Annotated in this window: 11 protein-coding genes; 3 read left to right on the top strand and 8 right to left on the bottom strand. The window is 63.3% G+C overall.

Annotation, left to right across the window (positions count from 1 at the left end):
• Positions 1-4: 4 nt before the first annotated feature.
• From prmC to argS, 8 genes are all read right to left on the bottom strand, one after another.
• Positions 5-877 carry a peptide chain release factor N(5)-glutamine methyltransferase gene (prmC, locus tag N5P29_RS13210; protein WP_262275362.1) on the bottom strand — a complete coding sequence of 291 codons (873 nt, stop codon included), beginning with the start codon at positions 875-877 and terminating at the stop codon, positions 5-7.
• Positions 878-920: 43 nt separating this feature from the next.
• Positions 921-1,994 (bottom strand): peptide chain release factor 1, encoded by a 1,074-nt coding sequence (gene prfA, locus N5P29_RS13215; RefSeq protein WP_262275363.1) that lies wholly within the window; start codon positions 1,992-1,994, stop codon positions 921-923.
• 253 nt (positions 1,995-2,247) lie between these two features.
• A complete protein-coding gene (rho, locus tag N5P29_RS13220) occupies positions 2,248-4,365 on the bottom strand; it encodes a transcription termination factor Rho (RefSeq protein ID WP_262275364.1) in 2,118 nt (705 codons plus the stop codon).
• Between the two features lie 303 nt (positions 4,366-4,668).
• The gene (gene thrB / locus N5P29_RS13225; RefSeq protein ID WP_262275365.1) at positions 4,669-5,643 is read right to left on the bottom strand and encodes a homoserine kinase; all 975 of its coding nucleotides are present in this window, start codon (positions 5,641-5,643) and stop codon (positions 4,669-4,671) included.
• 2 nt (positions 5,644-5,645) lie between these two features.
• Entirely contained in the window at positions 5,646-6,749 is a 1,104-nt protein-coding gene (gene thrC / locus N5P29_RS13230) for a threonine synthase (protein ID WP_262275366.1), read from the bottom strand.
• On the bottom strand, positions 6,750-8,066 hold the full coding sequence (locus N5P29_RS13235) for a homoserine dehydrogenase (protein ID WP_262275367.1): 1,317 nt from the start codon (positions 8,064-8,066) through the stop codon (positions 6,750-6,752).
• A complete protein-coding gene (gene lysA / locus N5P29_RS13240) occupies positions 8,059-9,531 on the bottom strand; it encodes a diaminopimelate decarboxylase (protein WP_262275368.1) in 1,473 nt (490 codons plus the stop codon). The genes N5P29_RS13235 and lysA overlap by 8 nt, the downstream gene beginning before the upstream one ends.
• Before the next feature lie 4 nt (positions 9,532-9,535).
• Positions 9,536-11,185: an arginine--tRNA ligase gene (gene argS / locus N5P29_RS13245; RefSeq protein WP_262275369.1), complete on the bottom strand. Its 1,650-nt coding sequence runs from the start codon at positions 11,183-11,185 to the stop codon at positions 9,536-9,538.
• A 247-nt stretch (positions 11,186-11,432) separates the two neighbouring features.
• Between argS and N5P29_RS13250 the strand changes: the two genes are divergently transcribed.
• The 3 genes from N5P29_RS13250 to N5P29_RS13260 are packed head-to-tail and all read left to right on the top strand — an operon-like array spanning position 11,433 to position 14,316.
• Positions 11,433-11,939 (top strand): FMN-binding protein, encoded by a 507-nt coding sequence (locus tag N5P29_RS13250; RefSeq protein ID WP_262275370.1) that lies wholly within the window; start codon positions 11,433-11,435, stop codon positions 11,937-11,939.
• Between the two features lie 5 nt (positions 11,940-11,944).
• Positions 11,945-12,817, top strand: coding sequence for an FAD:protein FMN transferase (locus N5P29_RS13255; RefSeq protein WP_262275371.1), 873 nt, complete (start codon positions 11,945-11,947; stop codon positions 12,815-12,817).
• Positions 12,814-14,316: an FAD-dependent oxidoreductase gene (locus N5P29_RS13260; protein ID WP_262275372.1), complete on the top strand. Its 1,503-nt coding sequence runs from the start codon at positions 12,814-12,816 to the stop codon at positions 14,314-14,316. The genes N5P29_RS13255 and N5P29_RS13260 overlap by 4 nt, the downstream gene beginning before the upstream one ends.
• Positions 14,317-14,332: the final 16 nt, after the last annotated feature.

The raw sequence follows: 14,332 nt of genomic DNA on the forward strand, positions 1-14,332 counted from the left end.
TCTTTCACTCATCAGGGGCGACACTGGCCAGTATCGCGCTGGTGGCACGTTCTTTGCCGTTCAGGTCAAAGTGCGTGGTGATCTCTTTCCAACGTCCCATGCGCTCCAACATGCCGGCGATCCATTCTGCCTGGACTTCGGCGTGTTCCATCACGAAGTAGCCCCCGTCCTTCAGGAGCCGGGCAGCAGAGGCGGCTGCCGCCGTCGGGAGTTCCATGCCGTCCGCTCCCCCGCCGTACAACGCCTCCGGTGGATCGTGGAGCGCGACTTCCGGCTCGGAAGGGATTGCCTCGGCGGGAATGTACGGCGGATTGGAGACGACGACGTCGAAGGTCCCGTTGTGCTCGGGCAGGGCATCCCGGAGATCGCCCTGGACCAGCAATACGCCGAGGGGTTCGAGGTTCCGCGCGGCCCAAGCATGGGCAAAGGTGCTGTATTCCACGGCGTGGACCTCAGCGCCAGGCACCTCGTGGGCAATGGAACCTGCAATGGCGCCGGAACCAGTCCCGAGGTCCACCACTTTGGGTTCACGCATACCGGCTACTTTGTCGATGACCAGCTGGACCACCGACTCTGTCTCGGGACGCGGAATGAAAACGCCAGGGCCCACACGCAGTTCAAGATGCCGGAAATAGGCGACGCCGGTGATGTGCTGCAAGGGAACACGGCTCGCCCTTTCCTGCACCAGTTCGCTGTATCCCTCGGGAGCCGGAGCATCACCAAGCAGCATTGCGCGCAGGCGGCCCAACCCAACGCCCAGCAAATGTTCGGCCAGGAGTTCGGCGTCAACACGCGCGCTGGGGACTCCGGCCTCGGACAAGACGGCGGTTGCCTCGCGAACAGCGTCCGCGAGGCTTTGGCCTGGGTAAAACATCATGGATTGCCTAGCTTGCTGAAGGTGGAAAGGCCTTGCCTGGCGGCTATTCGCCAATAGCATCCAGGCGCGATTGCTCGTCCATCTCGATGGCCGACTGGATGACCGGCTCGAGATCCCCGTTCATCACGGCGTCCAGGTTGTAGGCCTTGTATCCGGTGCGATGATCGGCAATGCGGTTTTCCGGGAAGTTATACGTGCGGATGCGCTCCGAGCGGTCCATGGTCCGGATCTGCGACTTGCGCTGCTCGGAGTTGGCCGCATCAATCTGTTCCTGCTGGTGCGCCAGAAGGCGGGCACGGAGGACGCGCATGCCGGCTTCACGGTTCTGCAGCTGCGACTTTTCGTTCTGCATGGCCACAACAATGCCCGTGGGCAAGTGGGTGATGCGGACGGCGGAGTCCGTGGTGTTCACGGACTGACCGCCGGGACCGGACGAGCGGTAGACGTCGATCTTGAGGTCGTTCTGGTTGATTTCCAGCTCTTCGGGCTCGTCGACTTCCGGAAGCACCAGGACGCCGGCAGCCGAAGTGTGGATCCGGCCCTGCGACTCGGTCACGGGAACACGCTGCACGCGGTGTACGCCGCCTTCGAACTTCAACCGGGCAAAAACACCCTGCGCCGGGTCATTTGAGTTGCCCTTGATGGCCACGGAAACATCCTTGTAGCCGCCAAGGTCCGACTCCGTGGCAGAGATCATTTCGGTCTTCCAGCCGCGTGATTCGGCGTACCGCATGTACATGCGCAGAAGGTCACCGGCGAACAAAGCAGCTTCATCGCCGCCTTCGCCACCCTTCACTTCAAGGATGACGTTGCGGGCGTCATCGGGATCGCGCGGGATCAGCAGGCGGCGCAGGCGCTCCTGCGCGGCCGGAATTTGCTCCTGGAGCTGCTCCACTTCCGCCGCAAACTCGGGATCCTCATCAGCCATTTCCTTGGCTGCTTCCAGATCGTCGTTGAGCCCGCGCCACTTGTTGTACGCCTCCACGATGCCCTGAAGCTCAGCAGAGCGCCGCCCCAACTTCCTGGCAGCAGACTGGTCGGCATAAACGGCAGGATCACTCAACTGCGCCTGAATAGCAGCATGCTCATCAAGCAATCCCTGTACGGACTCAAACATTTTTAAACCTCTTTCGACTCGCAGACAAGTCTAGTTGCGACGATTGGTGTCTTAACGACCAACCGCTCAAATAAGCCGGCCAGCGAAGGTGACGGCAACGCCCAAGGTGACCTGACCGCCGTCGAGTAATATTGCCGGCCCGGGAGTGGCATCGGGCCTGTCGTAGCGTTGCTGCTGACGTACGCAGTACGTCAGCAGCAACGCGAAGGGGCGGGGCCGGCAATATTACTCGACGGCCCCACCCCAGATAACGTTATTTGTCGTTGTCCGACTTCGCTCCAAGCGTCGTCTTCTGTACCTGCATGAGGAACTCGACGTTGCTCTGGGTCTCCCGGATCTTGTTGGTCAGCAGCTCAAGGCTCTGCTGCTGCTCCAGGCCGGAGAGGACGCGGCGCAGCTTCCACATGATCTTGACTTCTTCAGGCGAGAGCAGGTTTTCTTCGCGACGGGTACCCGAAGCGTTGACGTCCACGGCCGGGAAGATGCGCTTGTCTGCCAGCTGGCGGGACAGGCGGAGTTCCATGTTGCCGGTGCCCTTGAACTCTTCGAAGATGACTTCGTCCATCTTGGAGCCGGTCTCTACCAGAGCCGTTGCCAGGATGGTGAGCGAGCCACCGTTTTCGATGTTGCGGGCAGCACCGAAGAAGCGCTTGGGCGGGTACAGGGCTGCGGAGTCCACACCACCGGACAGGATGCGGCCCGAGGCCGGTGCTGCCAGGTTGTAGGCACGGCCCAGGCGGGTCATGGAGTCAAGGAGAACCACGACGTCCATGCCCATTTCCACAAGACGCTTGGCGCGCTCGATGGAGAGCTCGGCAACCGTGGTGTGGTCATCAGCGGGCCGGTCGAAGGTGGAGGCAATTACCTCGCCCTTGACCGTGCGCTGCATGTCCGTGACTTCTTCGGGGCGTTCGTCAACCAACACCATCATGAGGTGGACCTCAGGGTTGTTGGTGGTGATGGCGTTCGCGATGGACTGCAGGATGAGCGTCTTACCGGCCTTCGGCGGGGAGACGATCAAGCCACGCTGGCCCTTGCCGATCGGAGCCACGAGGTCGATGACACGGGGGCCGATCTTCTTGGGGTCCGTTTCCAGGCGCAGGCGCTCGGACGGGTACAGCGGAACGAGCTTTGCGAACTCGACGCGGTCCTTGAGTTCCTCGGGGGTCTTGCCGTTGACCGACGTGACGCGAACAAGCGCGTTGAACTTTTGGCGGGCGGACTGCTGTCCACGGTCTTCGCCTTCGCGCGGTGCGCGGATGGCACCTACGACGGCGTCGCCCTTGCGGAGGTTGTACTTCTTGACCTGTGCCAGGGAAACGTAAACGTCATTGGCACCGGGGAGGTAACCGGAGGTACGGATGAACGCGTAGTTCTCCAGCACATCGAGGATGCCTGCCACGGGGAGCAGGACGTCATCCTCGGTGACCTCGACGTCGTCGACGTCCGGTCCCTGGGCGCGTCCACGACGACGTTCGTTGCGGTCGCGGAAACGGTCGCTGCGGGAGTTTCCGTCCCGGCTGTCCTGGCCGCCCCGGCGGTCGTTCCTGTCATTCTGGTCGTTGCGGTCACGACGGTTGCGGCGGTTGCGGCGGTTGCCGGTGTCCTCGCCGTCGTTGTTCTCTTCACGGCGTCCGCGGTTGTTGTCGCGGCGTTCACGCTGCTGATCACCGGAGTCGGACTGCTCGCGCTGCTCACGCTGCTCCGTGCGTTCGGCGCGCTGCTCGCGCTGTTCCGTACGCTGCTCGCGCTGTTCGGTGCGCTGCTCGGCCGCGGGTGCTTCTGCTGCTTCAGCCGGAGCCGCGGCAGCTTCGCCGCGACGGCGGTTGCGGGTGCGGGGCTGGCGACGCTCCGTGCCGGCGTCGGTGGCCTCGGCTGCTGCCGGAGTCTCGACGGCGGGTGCTTCAGCGGGCTCTGCGGCAGGTGCAGCAGTGGCTGCGGCAGCTGTGGACGCGGCTGCCTCAGCAGCTGCGACGACGCCATCGCTCGTTGCGCGGCGGCTGCGGCCACGGCCGCGGCCGCGGGGTGCTTCTTGGGCCGGTGCCTCTACGGCAGCCTCGACGGGCGCGCTCTTCTCCGGGGCCTTGGCCTCGGCAACCGGGGCTTCCTTGGCCACGGCAGGAGCCTTGGCCGCAGTGGCCTTGGCAGGAGCCTTGGTCGTGGAGGTGCCGGCGCGGTGGGCAGAGATGGCCGTGACCAAATCTCCCTTGCGCATGCGGGATCCCCCCGAAATACCCAGCTGGCTCGCGAGAGCCTGGAGCTGGGCGAGCTTGAGGCCTGCGAGGCCGCTGCTCTTGGTTGCTGCCGTTGACGACTCAGCAGCAGAAGATGATGTGTCCACAGCTGAAGCCAGCTCAGTGGTTTCTGTCACGAAGGATCCTTCCCCCTCGACGGCGTCCAGAGCGAGAGCTGGACGCGATGATTGTTCTGGGCTGCAGTTCAGATCTGCAGCCGGTGATTTTGGCCGTGCCTGATGGATTTTGGCCAACAGGGCCGGATACTGATCGCCTTCACTGGAACCGGTTACCCGGACAGCCAGCCTGAAATTCAGGAAACAGAGAGAGTTCTGCGGACCTGATGCAGGCCGGAAAGAGACGACACCACCAACGTTGGCACAGTTGACGAAAGGTACGGCGAAACACCGAAGTCCAAAATCAGGGAACTGCCCGCGGTTTTACCGGCGGTGCACTTCCACTCTAGCACCTTGAACGTCAACAGCCAGCGTCATCACACGCCAACCAACATCCGGTGTGTTGGCTGAGGTAAACGAATTGATGAAATCAACTACCGCAGCGGCGTCGTCGTTACCGTTGGCGAGCACCATCACCGTCGGACCTGCGCCCGAAACGACAGCTGCATGCCCTGCTGAGCGAAGGGCGGCGATGAGGTCGGCACTGGGCCTCATGGCCTGGGCCCTGTAGCTCTGGTGCAGGTAGTCTTCGGTGCCCGGCAACAGCAACGCCGGCTCCGCGGTCAGCGCGTGGATCAGCAGGGCAGCACGCCCTGAATTCATCGCCGCAGCGTGATGGCCCACTGATGCGGGAAGCAAGCCGCGGGCGGTCTCGGTGGAGAGCTCGTAATCCGGTACAGCCACAATGGGAATCACGGACGCAGCCACGTCGGCCCGGGTGGTGCTGTACTGCTCGCTGTCCTGCCAGGACAGCGCCAGTCCGCCGAAAATCGCGGGTGCGACGTTGTCCGGGTGGCCTTCCATTTCGCTGGTCAGCTGAAGAATCCACTGACGGTTCTGCTGCGCCTCTTCCGGCACCATGGCGTTCGCCGCCGTCACCGCGGCAACCACTGCAGAAGCCGAGGATCCCAATCCCCGACCATGCGGGTTGACATTGTCCGCAGTGATCCGCAGTCCACTGTGCTGGAAGCCGAGACGCTCCAAAGCGAGATCGATGGCCCGCACCACCAAGTGGCTGGCATCGCGTGGAAGGGTGTCGGCGCCCTCACCGGAGAGCTCGAACTCGAGCTCTCCGGTGCTGAGGGTTTCCACCGTCAAGGTGTCGTAAATGGACAGTGCAAGGCCAAGGCTGTCGTAGCCCGGACCCAGGTTGGCACTTGTACCGGGGACTTTGACGGTCAGCCGTTGGCCTGCCGCGACGAGGGCTCGATCTGTCGCGGCGGGCTGTGTTGATTCCACTTTTAGTTTTCTTCCAGTCCCAGTTCTGCTGCAACGGTGACAACGTCGTTCGGCACCTTGACGGGTTGCACTTCGCTGCCGTCTTCGGTCCGGAGGGCCCACTGGGGATCCTTGAGGCCGTGTCCGGTGACGGTGATAACGATGGTTTTGCCCGAGGGCACCTGGCCGGCAGCGTGCTTCTTGATCAGTCCGGCGACACCTGCAGCGGAGCCGGGCTCGACGAAGACGCCTTCCTTGGAAGAGAGCCAGCGGTGCGCATCCAGGATTTCCTCGTCCGTGACCGCTTCAATCAGTCCCCCCGATTCGTCCCGTGCCGCCACAGCGGTCTCCCAGGATGCGGGGTTGCCGATACGGATGGCCGTTGCGATCGTGTCCGGCTCAGTGATGGGGTGCCCGGCAACGAAGGGAGCTGCGCCGGCAGCCTGGAATCCCCACATGGTGGGAGTCTTGGTGGAAACGGCCGGAAGGGTACCGTTGGCAGTCTCGAAAGGTGCGGCGTACTCCTTGTAGCCCTTCCAGTAAGCGCTGATGTTGCCTGCGTTTCCGACCGGCAGGACATGGATATCCGGGGCATCACCCAATGAATCCACTACTTCGAAGGCGCCCGTCTTCTGGCCCTGGATGCGTGCGGGGTTGACCGAGTTCACCAGGAACACCGGGTAGGACTCGCCAAGTTTGCGGGCGATGTCCAGGCAGTTGTCGAAGTTGCCGTCGACCTGAAGCAAGGTGGCGCCGTGGGCGATCGCCTGGCTCAACTTGCCCATGGAGATCTTGCCTTCGGGAACCAGCACTGCACACTTCAAACCTGCGGCCGTTGCGTAGGCCGCGGCGGATGCGGAGGTGTTTCCCGTCGAGGCGCAAACCACGGCCTTGGCGCCGGCCTCGACGGCTGCCGTCATGGCCATGGTCATACCGCGGTCCTTGAAGGATCCCGTGGGGTTCATACCTTCGACCTTGAGGTAAACCTCTGATCCGGTCAGCTCGGAAAGCTTTTGGGCGTGAACCAGCGGTGTGCCGCCCTCGCCGAGGGTGATGACCTTCGTGGCTTCCGTTACAGGCAAACGATCAGCATACTCGCGGATTACTCCGCGCCATTGGTGAGCCACTTAGACCCCTTCTACCCGCAGTACGGATGTGACGGAATTGATGACGTCAAGGCCCTTGACGGCCTCGACGGTTGCTGCGAGTGCAGCTTCGGATGCACGGTGCGTCACGATCTTCAGCTCGGCGGACTCAACCTTCGACTCAGAATCGCGGTGGATCGTTTGACGCATGATTTCGATGGACACGCCGTTCTCCGCAAAGATGTGCGCAATACGGGCGAGAACCCCTGCCTGGTCGGCGACGTCCAGGCCGATGTAGTAGCTGGTGTTGGAGGCATCGATGGTCAGTGCAGGAACGTGGCCGGTGGTGGTCTCGGTCCGGCCGGGTCCACCCAGCACCAAACGGCGGGCCGCGGACACGAGGTCACCGAGCACTGCCGAGGCCGTGGGCGTTCCCCCGGCTCCCTGGCCGTAGAACATCAGCTCACCGGCATTTTCTGCCTCGATGAACACCGCGTTGAAGGCACCGCGAACCGCCGCGAGGGGGTGTTCACGCGGGAGCAAAGTGGGGTGCACGCGCACCGAGATGCCGCTGCCGTGGTCCTCGGAGTCGATCTTTTCCGCGATCGCCAGGAGTTTGATGACGAATCCGGCTTCCTTGGCCGATGCGATGTCCGAGGCACTGACTTTGGTGATGCCCTCGCAGTAGACATCGTCCAGGGAGAAGCGGGTGTGGAATGACAGTGACGCGAGGATGGCAGCCTTTGCAGCGGCGTCATGTCCTTCGACATCGGCCGTGGGGTCAGCTTCGGCGTAGCCAAGGCGCTGGGATTCTGCCAAGGCGTCAGCGAACTGCGCGCCCGTGCTGTCCATCTGGTCGAGGATGAAGTTGGTGGTGCCGTTGACGATGCCCAGCACGCGGGTGATCCGGTCACCGGAGAGGCTGTCGCGGATGGGACGCAGGATGGGGATAGCCCCGGCGACGGCGGCCTCGTAGGACAACTGCACTCCGGCTTTATCGGCCTCTTCGTACAGCGTGGGTCCGTCCTGTGCCAGCAGGGCCTTGTTGCCGGTGACAACGCAGGCACCGTTCTGGATTGCGGTGAGGATCAACGAACGGGCAGGTTCGATGCCGCCCATGAGTTCGATCACCAGGTCGGCATCCTTGACCAGCGTGTCGGCGTCCGTGGTAAAGAGCTCGCGCGGCAGCTCGACGTCACGGGGGGAATCAACATTGCGGACGGCGATTCCGGACAGTTCAAGACGGGCACCGCTGCGGGCTGCCAATGCGTCGGCGTCGTCAATCAGAATCCGCGCGACCTGGGCCCCAACGTTGCCACAGCCCAGCAGGGCCACTTTCAAGGTTCGCACTTCAGACATTCGCCACTCCCATGTCGCGGTTCAAGAGATCTTCTTCGGTTTCCCCGCGGACAATGAGCCTGGCGGCTCCGTCGCGTACAGCGACAACGCCAGGCCGGGCCAGGTAGTTGTAGTTGCTGGAGAGGGCCCAGCAGTAGGCGCCGGTACCCGGTACTGCGAGCAAATCACCGGCTGCCACGTCCGCGGGCAGATATACATCTCTAACAACTATGTCGCCGCTCTCGCAATGTTTGCCCACTACTCGGGACAGCTGGGGAGCGGCGTCCGAGGCACGCGAAGCCAAAATTGCCGAATAATCCGCGTCGTACAGCACCGGACGGGCGTTATCGCTCATTCCTCCGTCTACCGACACATAGCGGCGGGGATACGTAACGTTCTCCTGCCCTTCCGCTTCCCCGGGAGCGTCAACCCGGACAGTCTTGAGGGTGCCGACTTCGTAGAGGGTGAACGTCGTGCTGCCAACGATCGCGCGTCCGGGCTCGATGGAAATGCGCGGGGCTGTGATGCCCAGTTCGGCGCAGGTGGAACGCACGACGGCGGCCATCGCCTGCGCGACCTCGGCCGGCGGGCGGGGGGTGTCCACCGGGGTGTAGGCGATACCGTAGCCGCCGCCGAGATCCAGTTCAGGAAGGACGATGGAGTACTTGCTCTGCATGGCAGCCAGGAACCGCAGAAGCTTCTCCCCCGCCACGGCGAAGCCGTCGGGCTCGAAGATCTGCGAGCCGATGTGGCAGTGCAGGCCCAGGAGTTCGATGCTGGCGTAGGACGTCGCCGCGGCCACCGCTTCCTCGGCAGCCGACAATCCGGCTTCCTCAGTGGAGTCTTCGGCCATGGAGAGGCCAAACTTCTGGTCCTCGTGGGCCGTGGCGATGAACTCATGCGTGTGGGCATGGACACCAGGAGTCAGGCGGAGCATCACCTTGGCAATTTCACTCCTGCCCGAGGCAATCTTGGCGACCCGTTCGAGTTCGTCGAGGCTGTCCACCACGATCCTGCCGACCTGCATGTCCAAGGCACGATTGATCTCGGCGTCCGACTTGTTGTTTCCGTGCAGGCCCAGGTTGGGCCCGGCAATGCCGGCTCGGGCTGCCACAGCCAGTTCGCCACCGGAACAGGTATCGAGCCGGAGACCTTCTTCTGCCACCCAGCTGGCCACGGCAGTGCACAGGAACGATTTGCCGGCGTAGTAAACGTCCACTCCCCCGCAAATGTCCGCGAAGGCAGCATCGAAAGAGTCCTTGAAGTCCCGGGCGCGGGAACGGAAGTCCGACTCGCTCATGACGAAGAGCGGCGTGCCGAATCGTTCCTTGAGCTCGCTGACGGCAATGCCGTCAATGGTGAGGACACCGGCGTCGTTCCTTTCCACCCCGGCAGCCCACATGGGTGACTGCAGGGCGTTGAGGTCCTCCGGAAGGGCCAACCATTCCGGCGCAAGGGGAGAAACGTGACTGGCTTCTGTGGTCATTTCCCTACATCCGTTCCGGCGCCGAAACGCCGAGCAGTTCGAGTCCGTTGGCAAGTACCTGGCTGGTGGCATCGTTCAGCCACAAACGTGTCCGGTTGACGTCCTGGACCGGCTCGTCGCCCTGGGGCGAGACGCGGCAAGCGTCATACCAGCGGTGGTAGGCCCCGGCGATGACCTCAAGGTGGCGCGCCACGCGGTGCGGCTCACGCAGTTCGGCAGCCTTGGCCACGATGGACGGGTAGCTGCCCAAGTAGGAGAGCAGCTCATTTTCGGTGGCGTGGTCCAGGAGTGCGGCGTCGAAGACCGAGCGGTCCACGCCTGCCTCGGCTGCGTTGCGGGCCGTGCCGCGGGACCTGGCGTGCGCGTACTGCACGTAGAACACCGGGTTCTCGTTGCTGTTCTTCTTGAGCAGTTCAGGATCCAGCGTCAGCGGCGAGTCCGCGGGGAAGCGGGCCAGGGAGTAGCGGACCGCATCCTTGCCGAGCCAGGAAATGAGGTCCTTCAGCTCGATGATATTGCCGGCGCGCTTGGACAGCTTGGCACCGTTGACGGAGACAAGCTGGCCAATGAGGACCTCGATATTGACCTCCGGGTCATCGCCGGCACACGCGGCGATGGCCTTGAGGCGGTTGATGTACCCGTGGTGGTCGGCACCGAGGAGATAGATCTTCTCGGTAAACCCGCGGTCCTTTTTGGACAGGTAGTATGCAGCATCTGCGGCGAAGTAGGTGGGTTCACCGTTGGCACGGATCATGACACGGTCTTTGTCGTCGCCGAAGTCGGTGGTGCGCAGCCAAACCGCGCCGCCGTCGTCGAAGACGTGTCCCTGCTCGCGAAGGCGCGCGACAGCGGATTCGATCGCACCGGCGTCGTGAAGTTCCTTCTCCGAGAAGAAGACGTCGAACTCCACGCCGAAGTCGGCCAGGGTGGCTTTGATGTCTGCCATCTGGGCCTCGTAGGCGGCAGCGCGGATGACCGGAAGGGCAGCCTCGTCAGTGAGTTCGCGGATGTCCGGGTGGGCCTTCAGGACCTCGTCACCAAGTTCGCGGATGTATTCGCCGGGGTAGCCGCCCTCCGGAACGCCCCTGCCGTGGAGGCGGGAGAGCACGGAGTTTGCGAAGACGTTCATCTGCGAGCCGGCGTCGTTGATGTAGTACTCGGCAGTGACGTCCGCGCCGGAGGCACGCAGGACGCGGGCGATGGCATCGCCAAGTGCTGCCCAGCGGGTGTGGCCGATGTGCAGGGGTCCGGTGGGGTTTGCCGAAACGAATTCCATGTTGACCACGCGGCCTGCGAGCGCCTGGTTGGTGCCATACGCCGCTCCGGCCTCGACGATTGTCTTGGCCAGCGTTCCTGCGGTAGCTGCGTCCACGGTGATGTTGAGGAAGCCCGGTCCCGCGATTTCGACGCCGGTTACCCCGGGGATGCCCCGAAGATGCGTGCTCAGGATGCCGGCGAATTCACGCGGATTCATCCCGGCCTGCTTGGACAGCTGGAGGGCAATGTTGGTGGCCCAATCCCCATGGTCCCGGTTCTTGGGTCGCTCCACGCGCACGGCGTCGGGCACAGCAGATTCCGTCAAGGCGATTTCGCCAGTGGAGACAGCGTCCTTAAGGCAGGCGGATATGGCAGCAGAGAGTTCTTCGGGAGTCACGGATCTAGCCTACCGGTGGCCCGCAAAGACGCGGAATTCGAGGACCCGTATGTGGATAATTTGACCACAGCAGTTGCACAGCAATGGCTGGCTGCCGGCACAGACTGAACCATTACGCTGATTTCAACGTTGTGAAGAACATGGGCACTGGCCGGATCCCTGATCAAGGGGTCATCCATGTCCCTGATCCACGAGCCCCAGACCACCTACTTCCAGTTGAACTTGTCCAGTTGAAACGAGCAGAACCATGACTACGCCACTTCGCAAGAGCATCTTCGTCGGCATCGCCGGCCTCTCCATCGCCGGAACCGCGGCAGGATGCGCGCCCAGTGCCCAGGCGCCCAACACCCAGGCACCTGCCACGCAGGCCCCCGCTACCCAGGAAGGCGGCCAGGCATCAACCAGCAGCCCGTCGTCCTCGACTCAGTCCTCTGCCCCCATCGCCTCCGCTGGATCCAGCACTTACAAGGACGGTACCTACAGTGCTGACGGAACCTACACCTCCCCCAATGGGCAGGAGACGGTGGGCGTTGAACTGACGCTGGCCGCCGACAAGGTCTCTGCGGTGAACATCACAGTGCATCCTTCCAACCCCAACACCAAGAAGTTCCAAGGCGAGTTTGCCAGTGGCATCGCGTCACAGATTGTCGGGAAGAACGTGGACGAGCTCAACGTCTCCAAAGTGGCCGGTTCCTCCCTGACATCGGGAGGGTTCAACGACGCCCTCCAGCAGATCAAATCCCAGGCGAAGTAGACATCATGGCCCACCCGGGCTGGAGCAGCTTCAGCTTCGAGGGGATCGGCACGAGGTGGGAAATTTCGACCCCTGAACCGCTCGCTCCCGCACTCACGAAAAAGGTGCTCGATACCGTCGAGGCCTATGACCGGACGTGGTCGCGGTTCAGGTCCGATTCCTTGGTGTCGGGCCTCTCCCGCAGCCCCGGCAGCATCACGCTCCCGGAGCACGCGGCCGGACTCCAGGAGCTGTATTCGGTCCTGTACCGCCTGAGCCAGGGGGCAATGACCCCGCTCATCGGCAGCAGCCTCGAAAGGCTGGGCTACGACGCCGCTTACTCCCTCAGCCCTTCGGGAGTGCCCCAAGCACCTGCCCGTTGGGAGGATGTCCTTGAATGGACCGGCACGGCGATGACTGCGAAGGAACCCCTGGTGCTGGATATCGGAGCGGCCGGGAAGGGCCAGCTGGTGGACCTTTTGGGTGGATTGCTCCATGAGGCAGGACACAGTGACTTCCTGGTGGATGGCAGCGGAGACATGCTGCACTCGGGGAGCCATCCTGTGACGGTGGCCTTGGAACATCCCTACGATCCCAAACAGGCCATTGGGACTGTGGAGTTGGATAACGCGGCCTTGTGCGCCTCGGCGTCCAACCGCCGGGTATGGGATGACGGCCTCCACCACGTCCTGGATGGGACCACCGGCAAGCCCACCCACACCACGGTGGCAACCTGGACCATGGCCGCCGGCGCGCTGGAGGCCGACGGCCTGGCCACGGCCTTGTTCATAATGGAACCTGCGTTGCTTGAGCAGGAGTTCGAATTCTCGTGGCTCCGCGTCTCCTCTGCGGGTGCTGCCACGTATTCGGGCGGCTTTGAGGGGAGACTGTTCACATGATTGCCGCGAAGTCCCGTATCGACACCTGGCTGGGCCGCTTCACCATGTACCGCCTGATCCTGTGGGTCCTGGGTGTGCTGGTGGTGTACAGCATGGTCCTCAACGTCCTGGGCTGGTTGACGTTCGGCCTGCCCGAGATGCTGGTGCATCTGGTCCTCTGCCTAGGCGTCACCTATGGGTCGAACCGTTTGCTCGCCGCCATCTTCAAGGTGAAGCCGCACACCGAATCCTCGCTCATCACGGCACTCCTGCTGTATTTCCTGTTTTGGCCGGCCTTCGGGCTTACGGACATGGCCGGCGTGGCGCTGGCTTGCATTCTTGCGAGCGCCTCCAAATACGCGCTGGCCTTCCGTGGCAGACATATTTTCAATCCGGCAGCCGCAGGGGCATTCATCACAGGTTTGACCGGGCTGAACATCGCCACCTGGTGGGCTGCGACTCCAGCGATGCTGTGGTTGCTCGTCCCGGGAGTGTTGCTGGTCCTCTACCGCACCCGCAAGTTGCTGATGGCCACCGTTTTCCTCGTGGTCGCAACCAGCATCATAACCCTGGAGCTGCTGAGCCGGAGCATGACCCTGGGGCAGGCTTTGTGGCAGACCTTGGCCCAGCGTCCCCTGTTGTTCTTTGTCGGATTCATGTTGTCTGAGCCGCTTACGCTTCCTCCCCGCCGTTGGCAGCAACTGGCGCTTGCCGCCGTCGTTGGTTTTGTTTTCGCGGTCCCGTACAACTTCGGCTTCGTGGCGAACTCCCCCGAACTGGCGCTGCTGCTGGGCAATCTCATCGCTTTCTTCCTGGGCCAGCGGGGCGGCGTGGAGCTGACTTTCAAGGGTTCGCGGGCCTTGACGCCGGCGAGCACCGAATTCAGTTTCGAGCCTGCCCGTCCCGTTCGGTTTGCCGCAGGCCAGTTCATGGAATTGAACCTGCCCCACACGGGGTCCGATGGAAAGGGCCGCCGCCGGACATTCAGCATCACCAGCCCGCCGGGGGCAGCCGAGGTGACTTTTGGTGTGGGCACGGCCGAGCCGTTGTCCACGGCCAAGAAGGCATTGCTTGCCCTTCGGCCGGGAGATACCGTTTCCGCCACCGCCGTGGGCGGTGATTTCGTTTTGCCGCACGACGCCGGCAAGCCGGTTTTGTTGATAGCCGCGGGCATCGGCATCACGCCGTTCCTGTCGCAGCTGGCAGCCGACGGCAGCTCACGCGACACCGTGGTGTTGTACCTGGCGAAAAGCCGTGACGACATGGCGTGGCTGGACCAGCTTGAGGCCTCCGGCGCAGCAGTGATCGCCCGGCTTGCCGATGGCTCCACTCCCCCGGACTTCATGCTCGACGCCGGCACCTCAAGGATCGATGCCGCGCGCCTTAAGCAACTGGTTCCGGACATCGCCGACAGGGAGGTGTTCGTCTCCGGTTCGCCGGCGAGTGTTGATTCCCTGCGGGCCGCTGCGCGGGGCGCGGGCGCCCGGCGGGTCCACGTGGACTCCTTCGCAGGCTACTGAGGCATTCGCACGGTCC

Origin of the sequence: Paenarthrobacter sp. JL.01a (genome assembly GCF_025452095.1) — a bacterium.
In the GTDB taxonomy this organism is placed as follows: Bacteria; Actinomycetota; Actinomycetes; order Actinomycetales; family Micrococcaceae; genus Arthrobacter.